Source organism: Microbacterium sp. SL62 (assembly GCF_026672635.1).
In the GTDB taxonomy this organism is placed as follows: domain Bacteria; phylum Actinomycetota; class Actinomycetes; order Actinomycetales; family Microbacteriaceae; genus Microbacterium; species Microbacterium testaceum_A.
This window is the reverse complement of sequence record NZ_JAPPRM010000001.1, coordinates 853,681-872,740: the sequence shown is the minus strand read 5'-3', so window position 1 is coordinate 872,740 and position 19,060 is coordinate 853,681. Positions and strand designations below refer to the sequence as shown.

Here is a 19,060-nt window from a genome sequence, read left to right as displayed (position 1 = left end):
CGGACCCGTGCTCACACCGGACCTCCGATCAGACGACTCAGGGTGAAGACGCGTTCGCTGAGGCGCACGCGGGTGCCCTCCTCGAGCAGGGTGCGGGAACCGGGGCGCAGGACGTGGACGGTGCCGTCGTCGTCGATCAGCTCCGATCCGTTCGTGGACCCGGCGTCGGTGACCCACGCGGTCTCGCCGTCGTGCTCGAGACGCAGGTGGGTCTTCGAGATGAGGCGGTCGGGGTCGTCGACCGAGATGAGCACGTCGTTCGGCTGATCCGCGACGGGAGCGCGACCGAAGTTGACCGCGGCGGGAAGGTCGAACTGTTCGCGCTGACCGGTGTCGAAGACGACGAGCAGTTGCGCGCGGCCGACGCCCGGGGTGCGCGCGGGAGCCGCCGGCGACGGGGCGACGGGCTCGGGGGCGATGGTCGCGGGCCGCTCACCGGCGATGCTCGGCGCTTCGATCGCGATGATGGGGGCGTCCCACGCCGGCGCGAGCGGAAGGGCCGCCGCCGACGAATCCATGCGCAGCGGCTCGCGGGCAGCACCGGTGCGCTGGACGGTGGGCTCCGACAGACTGCGGGGCTCGTCGGCATCCGGAGTCTGCTTTCCGCGGGGCACGGACAGCAGAACCGTTCCCGCGGCGCGATCGGCCCAGGAGCGCCGACGGCCCGACTTGTCGAACGCCGCCGAGGCGACGACGACCCACGCGCCCACGAGGAGGACGACGCCACCCAGCACCACGAGAAGGCCCCGGACGAAGGCGCGGCCGGCACCTGGCACGACGGGCTCCTCGGCGCGAGCGGTGCGCAGCCCGAACAGCAGGGCCCCCGGCGTGACGCCACGTCGCGCTTGGAGGATCCACAGGCCGAGCAGGGCCTCGGCGGCGACCGCCGCTCCCAGCACGGGAGAAGCGAGAAGGGATGCCACTCCCGAGGCGATGACAACGAGGGCCGCGTCGACACTGAAGGCTCCTACGCGCACCCCCACCGTCGCGGGCGCGCCGAACGGCGTCAGCTGCGTCATGTCGCCATCATCGCACGCGCGATCTCCACTGCTCCGGCGGCGAGCATGCCCGCCGGAAGAGACAGTGCCGTGGCCAGCGCCTCGAAGATGTCGCCGGTTCGCGACCAGCCCAGAGAACGCAATCCGCGACCCACGGGGACGACCAGAAGGGCCGACCCCAGACCGACCACCAGCAGGATGCCGGCGAAGACGACCAGCATGTCGGGAGAGACCCTCGGCAGCAACGCCATCAGGACGGCGACCACCACGGCGGCCGCCCCCAGGCGCTCCACCCACCGCAGGAACGGCACCGTGCTGCGGCGGGAGCTGAGCAGGAGGGCGAGGACGACGGTCGCTGCCAGAGCGATGCGCCCGCCCAGGACGACCGGGTTGTCCGTGTCGAAGGTCGGCAGCGCCGTGAACGCGCTGGCCGCCCCGGCCGAGATCAACAAGACGACCCCGATCGTGAGGCGGGCGGTGGAGCGTTCGACCAGCGCGTCGGCGTCATCGGCTTCGATGGTGCGGACCTCGTCGGGGAGGTTCTGGCGCACCGTCCACCGCGTGCTCTGGAAGCGGCCGTAGTCGATGAAGGTACCGGGAGCCACGTCGACGAGGCTCGACTGCAGCACGCGCTGCGCCACCGGGACCAGACCGAGGGTCACGGCGGCCGGCGCCGACGGGTCGAGGTGCATCAGCAGCGAGAGGCCCCAGACGGCGGCCAGGACGGCGAGCACGATCGTCGCCGTGCGACTCTGCGCCCGCAAGGTCTCGGTGGCTCCGAGCACCCCGATGACGCCGGCGACGACGGCGCCTGCGAGAAGACCCGTGAAGATCGCGACCAACGGGGCGGAGGCGGGGAGGCCGGGGACCACCGCGACACCGCCGCCGAAAGCGAGACCGACCACGCCCACCACGGGGGCGAGGATCGGCGTCCGTGAACGGGCACGAAGCGCGAACACCGCGCCCGCGGACAGAGCGGCGAGGAGCGCCAGCACCGCGACGGGCCCGCGCACCGAGGCCGGCAGGCCGTCACCTCCGACAAGACGGAGGAGGGCCAGGATGCCACCGCCCGCGGCGAGCACCCACCACGCGGCCGAGACGCGCATCGCGCTCGGCGCCGCAGCGGCGCGGGCGACCGCGTCGGGAAGAGAGGCGCCGGGATCGACCAGCACGAGCACGACTCCGTCTTCGAGAGAGGTCATCGCCGTCGACCGGTCGATCTCTCGGCCCGAGATCCCCACGACGCGGGTTCCGCGGGCGGTGTCGGAACCGGCCGCTCGCAGAACGTCGTCGACGCGGGCACGAAGAGGAACGACCAGGTCGAACCGGGATTCGCCATCGATGAGCGCCACTCGGCGCCCCTGCATCACCTCTGCGCTCAACGGTCCCCCTCGTTCTCGCGCTCTCCGGCCCACGGGCCGCAACCGCACCAGCGTATCCGTCCCGCGCGGAGCCGTGTTCGCCTTTCCACGGTTCACCGGGGATAAAGATGAGAGTTTTGTCATCTTTTAAATTGCGCAAGAGGCTTGAACCGGGGGGATGCTTTACGTAAGTTCGAAGTCCGGTGGGGGGCTCCGGTTCCTCCATCGACGCCGTGCGCGGGTCATCTATCCCCGTGCGCGTATTCGATCCGCAACGCCCGGGCGCGCCCGGAGGAACATCGAGGAGACACAGTGGCAGATCTCATCGCAGCCCAGGAGGGTGCGCTTCGTCGAGGGGCCGAAGCGGTCAACACCGCGAAGTCGGGCATCGACGAGCAGGTGCGCAAGGTTCGCACCGAGCTCGACCAGGTCGCCGGTTTCTGGACCGGCGCCGCAGCCGGCTCGTACACGCAGCTCATGCAGCGTTGGAACGAAGAGACCACCAAGCTCAACAACGTCCTCGTCACGCTCGAGGACGCCCTCCGCGGCACCGAGCGCGACCAGGCCGCGTCGGAAGAGTCGCACCAGCAGACCATCGGCAACCTGGGCTCCCTGCTCGGCTGACCCCGCTCGACACGAAAGAAGGAACTCTCATGCAGTCCATGTCCGTTCGTCCCGAGCAGGTCATCGCGCTCTCGGGTCAGATCCGCAACGGTGCCTCCGGCATCCGCACCCGCCTCGACGAGCTCGAGTCGCAGGTCAACGCCCTCCGCTCCTCGTGGGATGGTGAGGCGCAGACCGCTTACGACCAGGCTCAGGCCCAGTGGACCCAGTCCATCACCCGCCTGAACGAGCTCCTGCAGCAGATCGCCGGCAAGACCGACGAGATCGCCCAGGGCTACACCTCGACCGACAAGTCCGCCGCCGGCCGCTTCGTCTGAGTCGCCTCGAGCCGGCGGTCGCTGAGGCGGCCGCCGGCTCTTGCGGCCCGTTCGGGCCGCCATTCATGTTCGTGCTGACGCACCGCCCAATGACCCACGTCGAGGAAATGAGTGACTGATGGCCCTGGATATCGGAGTCGACAGCGAGTACGTCCGGTCTCACGTCAGCAACATCACCCACCACAACGACGCGCTCCCGACGGAGAGAGTCGTCGCGAACATCGACGGCAATTCCACCGAACCGGCTGCTTCTGAGTTCACGGATCACCTCCGCCAGCGCGCCGAGGCTCTGGGCGCTCGAATCGAATTGGTCCGCCAGTACGTAGCCGCGAACGCAGCGGCTCTCGCTCAGGCCGTCGTCGCGCTGGAGGAACAGGATCAGATGAGCGCGACCGACGCACGGCAGGCCGCGTCACTCATCGACTCCGCATCCGTCGCTCCGCAGCCGGGGACCGCCGCGGGTGGCTTCGCCGGCGGTCAGGCCGGCGCGCGCGGTGTCTTGGGGCTCCAATGAGCCGACGATCACGCCTAGCGCTCGGGGCGGCTGTGCTCGTGGCGGCATTCGTTCTGCCCGGAGCTGCCTCGCCTGCTGCGGCGACGACAGTCGCTGCCGAGGCCAACTTGGATTTCTGGTGGAGCAAGTACGGCGTAGACGAGACGCACGCCGCCGGCATCACGGGAAAAGGCGTGAAGATGGCGGTGCTCGAGGAGCACATCAATCCGGATCTTCCGGTCTTCGCCGGACGCAACCTGCACATCTCCGACAAACCGCTCTGCAAGGATCGTCCGACCATCGCCTGGACGACTCCCGACGAAGGCACCCGGCACGGGACGACCATGACCGCGATGGTCATCGGCAACGGAACCGGTCCCGGGAAAATCCGGGGTATCGCCCCAGACGCAGACGTCACCTTCTACGGCTACGGTCCGGACACGCGCCCGTGCGAGCCCGATACCGATACGGGACTCACGGCTTGGGGATACGGGGTGAAGCTGGCGGTCGATGATGGCGCGAAGATCATCTTCACGGCGATCAGCGGACCTGGACGAGAGGGAGATGCCCCCGCAATCGCGTACGCCATCGCGAAGGGGGCGGTTTTGGTCACAGCGTCCGCGAACCCCATCAACACGATCATGTACAAGACGAACGATCACGGGTCCATGAACGGGGTCATCTCCACTGCAGCAATCGACGCCGAAGGAGCGTTGCAGAAGCAGCCCGATGGCTCGCCGTGGGTGATTCCTCAGACCACGGTGGTTGCCGGAGGGATGCTTCTTCCGTCGATCGGTGACGACAACGGATGGGACGCCTCGCAAACTGCCTCGGGTTCATCCTTCGCGTCGCCGATCGTGGCTGGGATGCTCGCGCTGGCCGCCCAGAAATATCCCGAGAGCACGGGCAATCAACTCGTACAGGCGCTCATCTCGACAACGAATGGTTCCGAGCACGCTCCCGTGCGAACGGACGACGGCTATGGCTACGGAGTGGCCTGGCTTCCCTCGCTCCTCGCGGTGGATCCCACGTCGTTCCCCGACGAGACTCCCCTCATGGGCAAGAGCGGGGGGTTTCCCACCGCTGACCAGATCCAAGCAGCGAAGGAGCAGGGGTTCATTCCGCCCGCCGATCGAGGGCGGAGTTTCGACAAGTACGACGACGAGCAGAAGCCCGCTGGCTTCGACTTCTCCGGCCTGATCGTGTGGGGCGTGGTCGGCCTGGTGGTCATCGTGCTTCTGGCCGCTGCAGCCACGATTCTCATCGTCGTCGCCCAACGTCGCAAGAGCGGAAAGGCTCCCCGATCATGACCGGCACCTGGGAACAGCGTCTTACGAACTTCGCCGAAGGGGGGCAGCCGTGGGACGTCCCCAGTCGAGCGTCCCTGGCGGAGGGGCTCGGCTCATTGCGCGACGTCCTGAATCGAGTTGCGAGCGACCCCGGGCTGACAGGCGCAGCCGGGACGAAAGCACAGAAGACGTTCGACAGCGCTGCCAGGCAGATCGCACAGCAGATCATTTACATTCAAGACGAGTTGAACAGGCGTCTGGACGACGCGAACGACATTCGCTCTCGCGCTCGAGACGCGCTCGGAAGCCTTCCGTCAGGGTCGCTGTCTGGTGGACAAGAAGCTGCCGTGCGGGGAGCGGCGGCCGGCGTAACGCTCATGCTCGGACCGATTTCGTTCTTGGCCGGCGAAGGTGCTGTCGGCCTCATCAACAACTATCTGTCCAACCAGCGTGAAGCTGCCGCCCGCGAAGCAATGGAACACTTCTCCGACGAGATGGACGCCGTGACCGTCGGCGACCCACCGGAGTTCACGGTGGATACGTCTGATCAAATCGTCGAACCGCCTCTGCCTCCCGGAGGCGGAGGCGGGGGCGGGGGCGGAGGCGGAGGCGGTCGATCCGGAGGCCGCAGCTTCGAGCAGTATCCCGACTGGGATATGTCCCCTGCGACTCCCACCCCAGACGCGGGCGGGCACGTCGATTCATCGCAGCCCGAGTACCACGCGCTGCCGCAGCCGACCGTGATCGGGCCGCGACCCGACGGCCCCATTCGTGGCGACGTGCCCATCATCGACCTCGACAACATCAAGCCCGAGCCCACTCCGGACGGCTCGATCATCGGCACTCCGACCCTGCCCGGGGCCATCCCCTCGGCGCCCGGCAATGGCCTTCTCGGGGGTTCCGGCGGCGCGGGAGCGGGCATCGGCTCGGGTCTCGGCGCGGGTCTGATCGCCGGCGGTGGCGGTGCGGCCGCACTCGGCAGCATTGCGCGCGGCGCAGGTGCTCCGGGTGGCAGCCTGTTCAGCGGCGCCGGCGGAACGGCTGCGTCCGGTGCCGCCGGTCGCTCGGGTGGACTGCTCGGTAAGACCGCCGCTGCCGGATCAGGTCTCGGTACTCGTGGCGTCGGCGGAATGGGCGGTGCTGCCGGAGGCGGCGCGCCCGCACAATCGACGGCGAAGGGTGCCGGCATGCGAGCCGGTGGCGTCGGCGGCGGAGGCTCGGCGGGCGGCGCAGCCGCTGGCGGCGGAGTTCGCGGCGCCGGTGCCGGCAGCCGTGGCGTCGGCGGAATGGGCGGGCCCGGCTCTCGCTCCGACCGTCGCGACGAAGCATCCCGCGGACTCGGTGGTCCCATCGCTCCTCGCATGGAGGACGATGAAGAGATCGGCCCCCGCTCCGAGAACGCCCAAGCCGGCGGACGCGACGAATGATCCGCTCTTGCGGCCCGTTCGGGCCGCCCCACGTTATTTCGACAGCGTCAGCCGTCTGACAGCACCCTCTCGATCGCGAAGAAACGAGTGATCCTCATGGCCAACGTGATCCGTCTCGACGGCGACCTTGCCAACTACAACGCGCAGTTGGTTACCTCGGTTTCCAATGAACTTCCGTCGCAGGCTGTCCTGAGCCAGGTCGAAGGACCATCGCAAGGAGCAGCTGCCGCAGAGTTCATCGGGCATCTCCGGATGCGTGCGGAAGAGCTCGCGACGCGTGTCGGCCTGGTGCAGGAGTACGTCCGTCTCAATGCTCAAGCTCTCAACGCGGCGGTTACGACCCTCCGCGAACGTGACGAGCTGAGCGCAGCCGCTGCGGACCAGACGGCATCCTTGATCGAGACCGCCGTTGCACCCGCGGCCGATACCCCGCCGAGCGGGGGCGCGGCTGGTGTGCGCTCCGCACTGGGGGTACCTCAGTGATGAAAACCGCCGCGGTTCGCATCCTCGCTGCTTCTACCCTGCTCCTCTGCGTTGTCGCCGGTTCAGCGGCACCTGCGGTCGCCGCCTCCGCCGGCCAGACGACGGGTCAGCAGAACCTCGACTATTGGTGGGGGCAGTACGGGATCGATCAGGCGCACACCGCGGGGCTGACGGGCAAAGGTGTGAAGGTCGCTGTATTGGAGAAGCAAATCAATCCCGATCTGCCCGTCTTCCAGGGATCCAACCTCCGCGTGTCGACTAGCCCGGTGTGTGTGAACAATCCGACTGTGACAACGACAGACGCCAACGATTCGTCCATTCACGGGACGACGATGGCTGCGTATGTGGTGGGAAACGGCACCGGCGCGGGGGCCGTGCGAGGCATTGCTCCCGAGGCAGACCTGACCTTCTACGGCTACGGTCCGGATGATGGGCCCCAGTGCGAGACCGCAGACGGAAACAAGCTGTCGGGCTTCGGCGCCGGAGTGAAGATGGCCGTAGACGACGGCGCGAAGATCATTTACACGGCCATCGGCGGCTCGGCGGGACAAGACGATGCCCCTGCGGTCGCCTACGCCCTTGCGCGCGGGGCCGTCATCATCTCCGCCTCCATCAATCCGCGCCAGCTTGGTGCTCGAGAAGGTGACCAGGGGGCATACAACGGCGTGGTGTCCACGGCCGCCATCGACCGCGACGGCAACCTGCAACAACTCGAAGGCGCCCCGTTCGTCGTTCCCCAAACCACCGTGGTGGCGGCGGGCTTCCGCCTGCCGACTGTCGGAAAGACGGGGGATTGGCAGACAGGAAGCACCGGAACGGGCTCGTCATTCGCGGCACCGATCGTCGCGGGGATGCTGGCGCTCGCAGCACAGAAGACCCCGGATGCCTCAGCGAATCAGCTCCTTCAGGCACTGATCTCCACGACGAATGCCGGGCAGCACACTCCCTCCCGGACGGATGATGGCTACGGCTATGGGGCCGCGTGGTTGTCGACTCTTCTGGCCGTGGATCCGCTCACTCTCCCGGACTCGAACCCCCTCATGGACAAGGCGTTCGGGTTCGGAGCACCCACCGCGGATCAGATCGCAGAGGCGCAGGCCAACGGTTACAGCCCCGAGAAGCGCCCGAGCTCCGCGGACCCACTTCGCGAGCAGAACGATGCCGCCGCGCCCGGAACGCCCCTGCTCGACGTGTCGTCGATTGTCCTATGGGTGGTCCTCGGTTTGGCGATCATTGTTGTCGCCGCGATCGTCGTCACTGTTCTCATCATCACCAGTCAGCGCCGGAAGGCGCGGAGGGAGCAAGCGGCATGACCGGCCCCTGGGAAGAGAGTCTCCGCGAGTTGGTCGAACCCACCATCCCGTGGGGTCTCAGCTCGTATGGCGAATTGAACAGCGCACTGTCGACGCTCAGAAATGTCGTCGGACGAGTCGCTCAAGAACCCGGCATCGCCGGGCTTGCGGCCGACGCCGCTTCAGGTGCGTTCACCCACAACGCTGGCGAAATCCAAAAGCAGATCGACTACATCAATGGTCCGCTGATCGCCGGCATCGAGGAAGCGAATCGCATTCGGGATATTGCCCGAGAGGCTCTGGCATCGCTCCCCGCGGGGAGCATGAACGGCCAGCAGGAGATGGTCGTTCGCGGGGCTGCGATGGGGACGACGTTCGTGCTGGGGCCAATCTCCTTCTTGGCCGGGGAAGGTGCTGTCGGACTCGCGAACTCTTACTTGGCACAGCGCCGAGAAGATGCGGCGAAGGCGGCCATGACGACGGCCGCAGACGACCTGGACAAGGTCGAGATCCTCACTCCCCCGAATTTCAACGCACAATCATTTGAGGACGACGATGCAGGCGGCGCGGGTGGCGGCGGCCAGACCGGCGGGGGCGGCGGTGGTCGCTCCGGGGGCCGCAGCATCGAGCAGTACCCCCAGTGGAACCAAAACCCCACCGTGACGAACCCCGGTGGCACCGACGGCGGAGACTCGCAGCCCGAGTATCACGCGCTGCCGCAGCCGACCGTGATCGGGCCGCGACCCGACGGCCCCATTCGTGGCGACGTGCCCATCATCGACCTCGACAACATCAAGCCCGAGCCCACTCCGGACGGCTCGATCATCGGCACTCCGACCCTGCCCGGGGCCATCCCCTCGGCGCCCGGCAATGGCCTTCTCGGGGGTTCCGGCGGCGCGGGAGCGGGCATCGGCTCGGGTCTCGGCGCGGGTCTGATCGCCGGCGGTGGCGGTGCGGCCGCACTCGGCAGCATTGCGCGCGGCGCAGGTGCTCCGGGTGGCAGCCTGTTCAGCGGCGCCGGCGGAACGGCTGCGTCCGGTGCCGCCGGTCGCTCGGGTGGACTGCTCGGTAAGACCGCCGCTGCCGGATCAGGTCTCGGTACTCGTGGCGTCGGCGGAATGGGCGGTGCTGCCGGAGGCGGCGCGCCCGCACAATCGACGGCGAAGGGTGCCGGCATGCGAGCCGGTGGCGTCGGCGGCGGAGGCTCGGCGGGCGGCGCAGCCGCTGGCGGCGGAGTTCGCGGCGCCGGTGCCGGCAGCCGTGGCGTCGGCGGAATGGGCGGGCCCGGCTCTCGCTCCGACCGTCGCGACGAAGCATCCCGCGGGCTCGGTGGTCCCATCGCTCCTCGCATGGAGGACGATGAAGAGATCGGCCCCCGCTCCGAGAACGCCCAAGCTGGCGGACGCGACGAGTGATCCCAGCTCACGTCACGGCCCGCGGCAAAGACACGCGGACAGAAGGTGACAGAAGACGGCGTCTCCGGGTCGGGCTCTTAGTAGCGGTGGCGATCGTCACCGCGCTGCCTGCTGCCGCCGTGCCCTCCACGGCCCAAGCTGCGGGCGAGGACACTTTGGGGCGTTGGTGGGCGCAATACGGAGTCGACACTGCCCACGCGGCCGGCATCACGGGGGCCGGGGTGAAGGTCGCGGTCATCGACGAGCAGATAAACCCGGATCTCCCTGTCTTCGCTGGTCGCGATCTCAAGGTTTCCACCACGCAGCTCTGCAAAGTTCCGACGAACCCCGTGTCGAACGACGCCACGAAGAGTTCTCTCCACGGGACCGCCATGGCCGCGCTCATCATCGGCAACGGTACGGGTGGCGGGTCGGTCCGAGGTATTGCCCCCGACGCAGATGTAACCTTCTACGGCTATGGTCCCGACGACGGGGGCCCGATATGCGATCCGAACACCACGGACGACATTTCGGTCTTCGGATACGCAGTCAAGACAGCGGTCGATGACGGTGCCAAAATCATCACGACATCCGTAGGCGCGACTGCGTATGCGAACGACGGCCCGGTCATCGCCTACGCCTTGGCTCGCGGAGTCGCCATCGTCGCTGCGACGCCCAATCCGAGCCAAGGGCTCGTCGATTACAAAAAGGGCTACGACGCGATGAATGGGGTCGTCGGTGCCACCGCCATCGACGAGAAGGGCAATCTCCAGTCCGACGAGGGACAGCCGCTCGCGTTGCCGCAGACCACAGTGGTCGCCGCGGGATTCGACCTTCCATCAGTAGGCGTCCTCGGCGACTGGAACGGCACGGCCGCCCGCACGGGGTCGTCGAACTCGGCGCCGATCGTCGCCGCCATGCTCGCACTGGCCGCACAGAAGTACCCCGAGGCCACGGGCAATCAGCTCGTGCACTCCCTGATCGCAACGACCAACGGTGAAGTAAAGGAGCGTGTGCAGTCGAGCGACGGCTACGGTTACGGCGCGGCCTGGTTGCCCACTCTTCTCGAAAATGACCCATCGTCCTACCCCGATGAGACGCCGCTGATGGAAAAAGCCGCCGGCTTCCCCACGGCCGAGCAGATCTCGACGGCGCGGACGGACGGCTTCGTCCCCGCCACGCGAGGGAGGAGTTTCGACAAGACCCTGGATGACGTGCCGCAGCAGGGATTCGACATCTCTTCGGTGGTCCCCTGGATCGTCGTCGGAATCGTCGCCCTTGTTTTGTTCGCCGCCGCTGTCACCATCGCAGTCATCGTCCTTCAGCGGCGCAAGGACAAGAAGGGGGTCGTGTCGTGACCAGATCACGAGCACGCCGCTTCGTCGGTCGCTCACGGGTTCGGCCTGGCCCGCACGCGCGAACGACTCCGCTCCCTGCCAGGGAAGACGTGAACTGTTGACAAAATCCACCTTGAATTCGACGACCGAACATAGAACGGTTTAGATGTCACCCTCAGCTACGTCCCGTGCAGCGAAATGCTGTCCGGCGCCCACACCAAACTGTTCCAACAGGAGAAGACGACATGTCTGACCGCATTTCCGCGCAAGAGGGAGCCCTTGCCCGGGGTTCCGAGGTGGTGAACGGCGCTCACGCCGACATCGCCGACAGCACCAGGCGGGTGCTCGCGGAACTCGACGAGTTGCGCGGCAACTGGTCGGGCGACGCAGCAAGCTCCTATGGCATCCTCGTCGAGGAGTGGACGGCGGGAGCGCGGAAGCTGAACGACGTGCTCATCACTCTCAGCGCCGCGCTCCAGGCCACGGCCCGCGACCAAGAAGCCGTCGAAGAAGAACACCGCACGACCATCCACGGTCTCGGAACGATGCTGGGAGGCCAGTCATGAGCGACTTCCGCGTCACCCCTGAATCGCTGCACGCTGCGGCTGCTCGACTCCGCTCCGAGAGTGCGCGAATCGACTCCACCCTGAGCGGTCTCGACAGCGAGGTCACTCGTCTGCGGGGACAGTGGGAGGGCGCGGCGCAGGCGGCGTACAACAATGCCCAGCAACAGTGGAGCGCCACACTCGAGCAGATGCGCGACGTGCTCCAGCGCATCTCGAACGCCACCGACTCGATCGCGGACGACTACGTTTCCGCCGATCGCGCGTCGGCGGCGCGTTTCCGCTGACATCCGACCCCTGAACCGCCAATAGGGCTTCGGGGTCTGACCGCAGGGGCTTCGGTCCGGAAAGAGGGGGGCGCAGATGGCTGACGTCACGAACGCGACACCGCATTTCTCAGCGTGCCGCCTGCGACTTGGGGCTCCAGCGAGCTGCCAGGCAAGGCGAACATGAGCCAGGTTGAGCGCGCGTCTTTCGGGGCGACTAGGACGGGTTCTGTACGCGTCATCAGACTTCTCGCAGCCTCAGCCGCCGCAATCGCCATGGCGATGGGCGCGGTGTCGCCAACGGCGACCGCTGCGACTGCCGAGCCCACCCCAGAGGAAAACCTTGATTACTGGTGGAATGCTTACGGCGTCGACGCCGCGCACCAGGAGGGTTTCACCGGGAGCGGTGTGAAGGTCGCAGTGCTGGAGAAGCAGATCAATCCGGAACTCCCCGTGTTCCAAGGCCGCAGCCTGAGAGTCTTCGATCAGCCTCTATGCGTCAACAAGACGACCGTCGCGACTACGGAACCGACCAGCGCCGCCGTCCACGGGACGACGATGACTGCGTACGTTATCGGCAATGGGACGGGGGCCGGAAACATCCGAGGGATCGCACCCGACGCCGATGTGACGTTCTACGGGTACGGCGAAGAAGGTGGAGCATCATGCAGCACGGCCGATGGGGCACAGATCACGGAGTTCGCTGCAGGCGTCAAGCAAGCGACCGATGACGGCGCGAAGATCATCTTCACGAGCATCGGCGGAACAGCGCGCGTGGACGATGCACCTGCGGTGGCCTATGCGATCTCCCACGGTGCAGTGGTTATCGCAGCCTCGATCAATCCAGGCGTCCTGGGCGCGAGATACGACGATCTGGGGTCTTTCAATGGCGTTGTGTCGGCGGCCGGAATCGACCGTGACGGCAGCCTGCAGACGGAAAATGGCGAACCGTTCGTCATCCCCCAGACGACCATCGTCGCCGCCGGTGTTGACCTGCCGGCGGCAGGAAGTACGGGCGACTGGAACACGTCCGTCGGCGCCACAGGCTCGTCGTTCGCTCCCCCGATCGTCGCGGGCATGCTCGCCCTGGCAGCGCAGAAGTCGCCGCAATCCAGCGGTGATCAGCTCGTCCAGGCACTCATTGCAACGACGAACGGCGCGCAGCACACGCCGACCCGCACGGAAGACGGGTACGGATACGGCGCAGCGTGGCTTCCGTCGCTCCTCACCGTCGACGCCGCAACGATGCCGGACCAGACCCCCCTCATGGGGAAGCCCGCGGGCTTCCCCACAGAAGAACAGATCGCGCAGGCCAAAACGAACGGGTACACGCCCGAGGCGAGATCGCGTTCGATTGACAGGTACCGTGAGCAGAACAAGACTTCCGGATCAGATGCGGCCCCCACCGCGCTGTGGGTAGCCGTTGGACTCGGCCTTCTCGTCATCGCGGCCATCATCATCACTGTCATCGTCGTCCTCACACAGCGCCGCAAAGCGAGCAAGGAGCGGGCAGAATGACCGGCCCTGACAAGGAAAGTCTTCGAGGCTTGGTCGAGCTCACGACTACGTTTCCGCCGATCGTGCGTCGGCGGCGCGTTTCCACTGACATCCGACCCCTGACCCACCGATAGGATTTCGGGGTCTGACCGCAGGGGGCTTCGGTCCGGAAAGAGGGGGCCGCAGATGGCTGACGTCATGAATGCGACACGAGCGTTGCTGCGGTTGTCGGTGCAGAGCGAGGGACGCCGACTCGACATCGCGATTCCCGCGCAGGTGCCGGTCATCGAGTTCCTTCCGGGCTTCGCACGATCGCTCGGAGTGCTCGACCCGTCGATGACCTCGGCGGGTTACGCGCTCCAGCGCTCCGACGGAACCAGCGTCGACCCCTCGCGCGGGGCCGCCGCGCAGGGCATCGTCGACGGCGAAGTCCTCACCCTCGTCCGCGGCGGGCTCGTCGCGCAACCGCGCGTCTACGACGACATCGTCGAGGCCGTGATCGACGCCACCACCCAGCAGAATCGCCCGTGGACCACGCGCGACAACGCGCGCACGGCCCTCGCGGTCAGCCTGGCGCTCCTGGGCGTCTGCGCGGTCCTCCTCCTCGCGGCCGGCCGTGCCCTCCCCTTCGGCGCCCTCGTCGCGGGCGGCGGAGCCGTCGTCCTGCTCGTCGTCTCGGCCGTCGTGTCGCGGCTCGGCCAGCGTGAAGCCGGTCAGGGGCTGGGGATGGCGGCATCCATCTTCGCTGCCGTCGCGGGCTTCATCGCCGTCCCGGCCTCGCTCACCATGTGGGGATGGCCGATGGCCGCGGCAGGCGGCGGCGCATTCCTCATCGCGGGCGTCTCGCTCGCCCTCACCCGCGACCGCGCCGAACTTCAGCTCGCGCCCCTCGTCGCTGGAGGCGCGATCGGGGTCACCGGAACCCTCGCCGCGTTCTTCCCGGCGGCCGCCGTCTGGACGCTCATGGTCGGCGTCATCGCCACCCTCGGCGGCGCGCTGCCATGGCTCGCTCTCGGAACGACGCGACTGCGGGTCGTCTCCCCCCAGAGCGATGCCGAGATGTTCGCCGACCCCCAGCCGATCGACGCCGACGACATCGCCGCCCGCGTCGCCCAGGGCAAGCGCATCCTGATCGGCCTGCGCCTCGCCCTCGCGGCGGCGGTCCTCGTGGCGACGCCTCTCGTCGCAGCGCAGAACGCGACCGGCGCCCTCGTGTGCGCTCTCGCCTTCGCGGGCATGATGTTCCCCTCGCGCCAGACCTTCGCTCGTTCCGGAGTACTGACCGTCATGGCGACCGGCATCATCGGGCTCGTCGTCGCCGGGGTCGTGGCCTCGCTCGCGCAGCCGGGCCTGCGCGTCGGCATCCTGGTCGTGCTCGCGGTGGCCACCGTCTGCGTCGTCACCGTCACGTTGCTCGCCCCCAAGACGCGGCTGCGGCTGATCCGTCTCGCCGACACGGCCGAGCTCCTCGTGCTGGCCGCTCTCCTGCCCCTCGCGGTCATCTCGTCCGGTCTGGCCTGACGCATGGCCACCAAAGGCGATCTGATCGAGGCGCAGAACTTCTCGCGCCGACGCCTCCTCACCGCATTCGTCAGCGGCGCCCCGGGAGGCAAAGAGCTCCAGCCGAGTTCGCCCCTTCGCGCGGTCATCGCCGCGATCGCGCTCACGGTCATCGTGGTGCTCGTCGGCGTCTTCTACGGCCTCATCCGCCCCGGCCTGCCCACCGGCTGGGAGAACGGCAAGCTCGTCCTCGTCTCCGATACGGGCGCCCGCTTCGTCACGGTCGACGGCGTGCTCCACCCCGTGATCAACACCGCCAGCGCCCGGCTGTTGCTTCCGGCGAACGAGTACGGCGTGATCTCGACCGACTCGTCCACCCTCGGCGGAACCCCCGTCGGCGACACCCTCGGTATTACCGGGGCGCCCGACGAGCTGCCCCCGGTGTCGGGCCTCATCAACACCGGCTGGAGCGCCTGCGTGTCCGACGACGCCGGTCTCGATGTGCGCATCTCGTCCGCCGCGGGCCCGACGCCCGCCACCGACCGCGCCGTCGTCGTCTCGGTGGACGGCATCCTCCACGTCGTGCAGGGCGGCCGCAGCTTCGCCGTGTCGAGCGAGGTCGCCGACGCGGTGCTGCGCGCAGCCGGGATCTCTTCGCTGTCGCCCGTGACCGTCCCGGCATCCTGGCTCGATCTCTTCACCGCCGGCACGGCGCTCACCCCGATCACCCTGAAGAACTACGGCCAGCCCGTGGCGAACACGTCCCTGCGCGTCGGTCAGGTCATCCGTCAGGCGGGTGCCCCCGAAGACGAGCGCTTCCTCGTCCAGACCGGCGGAGTGCTCGAATCGCTCTCGCCCCTCGCGTGGCAGCTCTACCAGCTCGGCAGCGGCGAAGCGCTGAAGGGCAAGGTCACCGAGGTGACGGCCGACGAGATCCGCGGGCTCGCCACAGCCAAGCAGGGTCTCGGCGACGAGTGGCCCCCCGTCGGCTTCGAAACCGTCGCCGCCGGCCAGCGCCCCTGTGCCGTGCTCACCGGCGGCGAGGGCCAGGCCACGACGACCCTCGCCACGCAACCGTCGTCCACGGCCGTCACCGCGGGCGTGCGCGTCGACCCCAGTCACGGGGCACTCGTCCGAGCGGGAGGCCGCGGTGACGACAACACGAGCATCCTGATGCTGGTGGATGCCACGGGCACGGCCTTCCCGCTCCCGGGAGCGACCGACGACACCATCGCCCGCCTCGGCTACTCGACGAACGACGTCGGCTCGATCCCCGACGGGTGGACCGCGCTCCTGCGTACCGGTCCCTCACTCAGTGAGAGCGCCGCGCAGCAGACGCCGGAGACGAAGTGACCCTGCGCTCACGCGCCGCGCGAGTGGCCGCCGTCGCGGCTGCCGCGGGGATCCTGCTGATCGGAATCCCCTCCCCCGCGTCCGCCGCCGGACCCTCGAAAACCGTCGTGGCGGCGACCACGCAGAGCCAGTGCACGGCCTCCACGCGGGTCCCCGAGACCCCCGCGGCTCTCTCCTCGCTGCAGAGCTCGTCGGCCTGGCCGCTCACCCGGGGGGCGGGCGTCACCGTCGCCGTCGTCGACTCGGGTGTCGCCGCGAATCCCCACCTCGACGGGATCGTGCTTCCGGGCGTCAACCTCGTGCCCGACGGCACCGACGGGGCGGGCCGCACCGACAACTACGCGCACGGCACGGTGATCGCCGGCCAGATCGCAGCCCAGCTGATTTCCGGCTCCGGCGTAGAAGGCCTGGCCCCCGACGCGAAGATCCTGCCCGTTCGTGTCTACGCCGGTATCGAGAAGCAGCTCGTCGAGGCGGGCTTCGGACCGAACACCGCACGGTTGGCCGAGGGAATCCGGTACGCCGCCGACCAGGGCGCGCAAATCATCAACGTCTCGATCAGCACGAGCGAGAAGAACGCCACCCTCGCGGATGCCGTGGCCTACGCGCAGCAACGCGGCAGTCTGGTGGTCGCCAGCGCGGGCAACCGGTCGAACAACGACTCCCCCGAGCAGGATGACAAGGACGGAGCGCGCTACCCGGCGGGCTTCTCCGGAGTCATCGGCGTCGCCGCGGTCGGGTCGGAGGGAGTCGTCACCACGGCGAGCATCCACGGCCCCCACGTGAGCCTGTCCGCGCCCGGCCAGGCCATCGCCTCGTCGTGGCCGCTCGGAGGCGACTGCGTCGTCGGCGCTGACGAGCCGGCGACCAGTTGGGCGACGGCGTACGTCTCTGCGGCCGCGGCCCTCGTGGCATCCGCCCATCCCTCCGAAACCCCCGCGCAGTGGGCGTACCGGCTCGAGGCGACCGCCGTCCGCGCGCAGCCCGACATCCGCTCCAACATCTCGGGGTGGGGCGTCGTGCAGCCCTACGACGCGATTGTGATGGTTCCGGGTACCGGCCTGCGCGGTCCGAAGAGCCCCTTCGTCGCCGCGAGCCCCTCCGCCTCGCCGAGCGCCACGCCGGAGGCCGTCGCCGTGGTCATCGGACCTGGACCGGATGCCGCGGCCATCACGACCGCGACCGGGATCGGTGTCGCCGGGTTGATCGCCCTGGGTGCGATCGGGGCTCTGGCGATCTACGTCAGCCGTCGCCGCGAAGAGACAGCTCCCCGGCGCGCAGCACCCACGGGCCGTGGCCTCTACGGGCCAGAAGAGCAGGAGTAGCCAGCGCCCGCGCCGCGCCGGCAGCCCGTCAGCGTGGAGATCCGGCGCTGGCCGTCAGCGCGAACAGTGCAACGGTTCAGCGAACTGCAACACCACCGCGGACCGAGCGCTCAGGCCACCGATGCCGGCCGCAGCTCGATGTTCGCGTCACCGAGGCGGAAGCGCGAGGTCGCGATCGCGGTCGCCCCGCCGCCGACCCGTTCGGTGCGCCCGTCGTCGTGGATGAGTGTCACGCCGTTCGTCGAGTCGAGGTCGGTGATGCTCCAGCCGGTGACGCTCCACTCGAGGCGCGCATGCTGCTTCGACATGGTGCGCGTGTCGTCGGCGACCGCGACGTACTGCACCGCGTCTTCTCCGCTGCCGGGCTTGCGTCCGAGGATCACGGTGCGGCTGGTCAACGCGACCTGGTTGCCGTCGGGGAGGGCCAGGGTCCATTCCCCCCGTCGCCGCGAGCGCGGGCGCGCTGTCTGCGTCAGCTCGTCGATGGGGCCAGCGGGGGCGGAGTCACCGTCTGTTCGGGGAGCGGCCGTGGCATCCGTCGTCTCGCCCACCCGATCGACGCCGGTGTCGTCGACGGCGGGGGTCGTATCCGGAGCCGAGGAAGCCCGCTGTCCGGCCTCGGCGGGCGGCACGGCGGCGGCGGGGGACGGCGAAGCCGCCGCCGTCGACGCGGGGGCCGCGTCCGGCTCGGGAGCAGGGGTCTCCGCCGGAGCGCCCTGCGCTACCTCCGCCGACGCGCTCACGGGCGCCGAGGCCCGCGAGGCGGCGGGAGGAACCACCCCGGCAGCGCCGGTGTCGAGGGCCGCGGCTGCGATCGGCGTCGCGGGGGCGCGCGTCAGCGGCGGCTCGCCGCCCGGAGCAGCCGCGGGCACCTGAGGCCCCGCGGGGACGGCACCCGACTCCGCGGCGTCCACGGCGGCCGCCTCCGCAGCGGCACGCCGCGACGGGTGAAGGGACGTGTGCTCGAGGTCGTCATCGATGTCGACCGGACCGGGTAGCACCGGCACCGCGACCGACTCAGCCGCGACGGCGGTCGAACGTCGCCGTCCCGCGGTCGCGACCTCGGCCGCGCTCGTACCGGGGATGGTGGTGATCGGACCGGATGCCGTCTCGCTCAGGACAATCGGGCTCTCCTCGGCGACGTCGACGGCAGGCGCGGCATCCGTCCGCGGGCGTGCCGAGAGGATCGTCGCCCACACGGGCGGGAAGATCACCGCGAGGGCGGTCGTACCGGCGCCGCGCCCCGCGGTCTGGCCGAGGCGGTGAGCGGCGGTGGCCTTGAGCACGAGACCGTAGATGTTGACGCCGGGAACCACGAGCAGGACGGCGCGGACCGGGTCCAGCCGCCCCAAGCGGAACAGCTCGGCCTCGTTGACCAGCGGGATCCAGGCGCGCCAGGGTTCTCCCCCGTGCGTGGCGAAGACACGCGACAACCCGATGGCGTACCAGACGTGCAGCGCGATCACCGGCACGAGGATCGCACCCGCGATCGCCGCGATCAGGCTCAGAACAAGCATGCGTCCCCCGTCAGCAGTCTGCTT

The 19,060-nt window shown here is 68.8% G+C and carries 18 protein-coding genes; 15 read left to right on the top strand and 3 right to left on the bottom strand.

Translation table 11 applies throughout. The features are described 5' to 3' along the window. Window positions 1-11 precede the first annotated feature (11 nt). Both OVA26_RS04090 and OVA26_RS04085 read right to left on the bottom strand, forming a co-directional pair. On the bottom strand, window positions 12-1,019 hold the full coding sequence (locus OVA26_RS04090; RefSeq protein ID WP_268103110.1) for an RDD family protein: 1,008 nt from the start codon (window positions 1,017-1,019) through the stop codon (window positions 12-14). After that, window positions 1,016-2,350: a hypothetical protein gene (locus OVA26_RS04085; protein WP_268103109.1), complete on the bottom strand. Its 1,335-nt coding sequence runs from the start codon at window positions 2,348-2,350 to the stop codon at window positions 1,016-1,018. Before OVA26_RS04085 ends, OVA26_RS04090 begins: the two co-directional genes overlap by 4 nt. 321 nt (window positions 2,351-2,671) lie before the next feature. On the opposite strand from OVA26_RS04085, the gene OVA26_RS04080 reads away from it, so the two are divergent. The 15 genes from OVA26_RS04080 to OVA26_RS04010 all read left to right on the top strand — a co-directional run bounded on the left by OVA26_RS04080 (window position 2,672) and on the right by OVA26_RS04010 (window position 17,519). Then, a complete protein-coding gene (locus OVA26_RS04080) occupies window positions 2,672-2,983 on the top strand; it encodes a WXG100 family type VII secretion target (protein ID WP_055831852.1) in 312 nt (103 codons plus the stop codon). Window positions 2,984-3,012: 29 nt separating this feature from the next. Then, on the top strand, window positions 3,013-3,300 hold the full coding sequence (locus tag OVA26_RS04075) for a WXG100 family type VII secretion target (RefSeq protein ID WP_225310219.1): 288 nt from the start codon (window positions 3,013-3,015) through the stop codon (window positions 3,298-3,300). Between the two features lie 118 nt (window positions 3,301-3,418). Beyond that, a complete protein-coding gene (locus OVA26_RS04070) occupies window positions 3,419-3,814 on the top strand; it encodes a hypothetical protein (protein WP_268103108.1) in 396 nt (131 codons plus the stop codon). Window positions 3,815-3,852: 38 nt separating this feature from the next. After that, on the top strand, window positions 3,853-5,103 hold the full coding sequence (locus OVA26_RS04065; RefSeq protein ID WP_268103107.1) for a S8 family peptidase: 1,251 nt from the start codon (window positions 3,853-3,855) through the stop codon (window positions 5,101-5,103). Between the two features lie 356 nt (window positions 5,104-5,459). Further along, complete coding sequence (locus OVA26_RS04060) at window positions 5,460-6,509, top strand: hypothetical protein (protein ID WP_268103106.1); 1,050 nt, start codon at window positions 5,460-5,462, stop codon at window positions 6,507-6,509. 96 nt (window positions 6,510-6,605) lie between these two features. Then, window positions 6,606-6,992, top strand: coding sequence for a hypothetical protein (locus tag OVA26_RS04055; protein WP_268103105.1), 387 nt, complete (start codon window positions 6,606-6,608; stop codon window positions 6,990-6,992). Beyond that, complete coding sequence (locus OVA26_RS04050) at window positions 6,992-8,305, top strand: S8 family peptidase (RefSeq protein WP_268104860.1); 1,314 nt, start codon at window positions 6,992-6,994, stop codon at window positions 8,303-8,305. Before OVA26_RS04055 ends, OVA26_RS04050 begins: the two co-directional genes overlap by 1 nt. A 452-nt stretch (window positions 8,306-8,757) precedes the next feature. Further along, window positions 8,758-9,699, top strand: a complete 942-nt coding sequence (locus OVA26_RS04045) for a hypothetical protein (RefSeq protein WP_268103104.1) — start codon at window positions 8,758-8,760, stop codon at window positions 9,697-9,699. 86 nt (window positions 9,700-9,785) lie between these two features. Next, window positions 9,786-11,036: a S8 family serine peptidase gene (locus OVA26_RS04040; protein ID WP_268103103.1), complete on the top strand. Its 1,251-nt coding sequence runs from the start codon at window positions 9,786-9,788 to the stop codon at window positions 11,034-11,036. 224 nt (window positions 11,037-11,260) lie between these two features. Further along, window positions 11,261-11,581: a WXG100 family type VII secretion target gene (locus OVA26_RS04035; protein ID WP_268103101.1), complete on the top strand. Its 321-nt coding sequence runs from the start codon at window positions 11,261-11,263 to the stop codon at window positions 11,579-11,581. Beyond that, a complete protein-coding gene (locus tag OVA26_RS04030) occupies window positions 11,578-11,865 on the top strand; it encodes a WXG100 family type VII secretion target (protein WP_268103100.1) in 288 nt (95 codons plus the stop codon). The genes OVA26_RS04035 and OVA26_RS04030 overlap by 4 nt, the downstream gene beginning before the upstream one ends. 162 nt (window positions 11,866-12,027) lie before the next feature. After that, window positions 12,028-13,362, top strand: a complete 1,335-nt coding sequence (locus tag OVA26_RS04025; protein ID WP_268103099.1) for a S8 family peptidase — start codon at window positions 12,028-12,030, stop codon at window positions 13,360-13,362. Between the two features lie 165 nt (window positions 13,363-13,527). Then, the gene (eccD, locus tag OVA26_RS04020) at window positions 13,528-14,862 is read left to right on the top strand and encodes a type VII secretion integral membrane protein EccD (protein ID WP_056225862.1); all 1,335 of its coding nucleotides are present in this window, start codon (window positions 13,528-13,530) and stop codon (window positions 14,860-14,862) included. A gap of 3 nt (window positions 14,863-14,865) precedes the next feature. Further along, window positions 14,866-16,194, top strand: a complete 1,329-nt coding sequence (gene eccB / locus OVA26_RS04015; RefSeq protein WP_268103098.1) for a type VII secretion protein EccB — start codon at window positions 14,866-14,868, stop codon at window positions 16,192-16,194. Beyond that, complete coding sequence (locus OVA26_RS04010; RefSeq protein ID WP_268103097.1) at window positions 16,191-17,519, top strand: S8 family serine peptidase; 1,329 nt, start codon at window positions 16,191-16,193, stop codon at window positions 17,517-17,519. Before eccB ends, OVA26_RS04010 begins: the two co-directional genes overlap by 4 nt. A gap of 110 nt (window positions 17,520-17,629) precedes the next feature. On the opposite strand, the gene OVA26_RS04005 is transcribed toward OVA26_RS04010, so the two are convergent. Then, complete coding sequence (locus OVA26_RS04005) at window positions 17,630-19,036, bottom strand: DUF5684 domain-containing protein (RefSeq protein WP_268103096.1); 1,407 nt, start codon at window positions 19,034-19,036, stop codon at window positions 17,630-17,632. Between the last annotated feature and the right edge of the window lie 24 nt (window positions 19,037-19,060).

Excerpts from the sequence above, each read along its gene's own strand:
- OVA26_RS04050 (WP_268104860.1), top strand. The coding sequence starts at position 6,992 with ATGAAAACCGCCGCGGTTCGCATCCTCGCTGCTTCTACCCTGCTCCTC.
- OVA26_RS04045 (WP_268103104.1), top strand. The coding sequence starts at position 8,758 with ATGACGACGGCCGCAGACGACCTGGACAAGGTCGAGATCCTCACTCCC.
- OVA26_RS04075 (WP_225310219.1), top strand. The coding sequence starts at position 3,013 with ATGCAGTCCATGTCCGTTCGTCCCGAGCAGGTCATCGCGCTCTCGGGT.
- OVA26_RS04035 (WP_268103101.1), top strand. The coding sequence starts at position 11,261 with ATGTCTGACCGCATTTCCGCGCAAGAGGGAGCCCTTGCCCGGGGTTCC.
- eccD (WP_056225862.1), top strand. The coding sequence starts at position 13,528 with ATGGCTGACGTCATGAATGCGACACGAGCGTTGCTGCGGTTGTCGGTG.
- OVA26_RS04090 (WP_268103110.1), bottom strand. The coding sequence starts at position 1,019 with ATGACGCAGCTGACGCCGTTCGGCGCGCCCGCGACGGTGGGGGTGCGC.
- OVA26_RS04070 (WP_268103108.1), top strand. The coding sequence starts at position 3,419 with ATGGCCCTGGATATCGGAGTCGACAGCGAGTACGTCCGGTCTCACGTC.
- OVA26_RS04060 (WP_268103106.1), top strand. The coding sequence starts at position 5,460 with ATGCTCGGACCGATTTCGTTCTTGGCCGGCGAAGGTGCTGTCGGCCTC.
- OVA26_RS04055 (WP_268103105.1), top strand. The coding sequence starts at position 6,606 with ATGGCCAACGTGATCCGTCTCGACGGCGACCTTGCCAACTACAACGCG.
- OVA26_RS04005 (WP_268103096.1), bottom strand. The coding sequence starts at position 19,036 with ATGCTTGTTCTGAGCCTGATCGCGGCGATCGCGGGTGCGATCCTCGTG.
- OVA26_RS04025 (WP_268103099.1), top strand. The coding sequence starts at position 12,028 with ATGAGCCAGGTTGAGCGCGCGTCTTTCGGGGCGACTAGGACGGGTTCT.
- OVA26_RS04030 (WP_268103100.1), top strand. The coding sequence starts at position 11,578 with ATGAGCGACTTCCGCGTCACCCCTGAATCGCTGCACGCTGCGGCTGCT.
- eccB (WP_268103098.1), top strand. The coding sequence starts at position 14,866 with ATGGCCACCAAAGGCGATCTGATCGAGGCGCAGAACTTCTCGCGCCGA.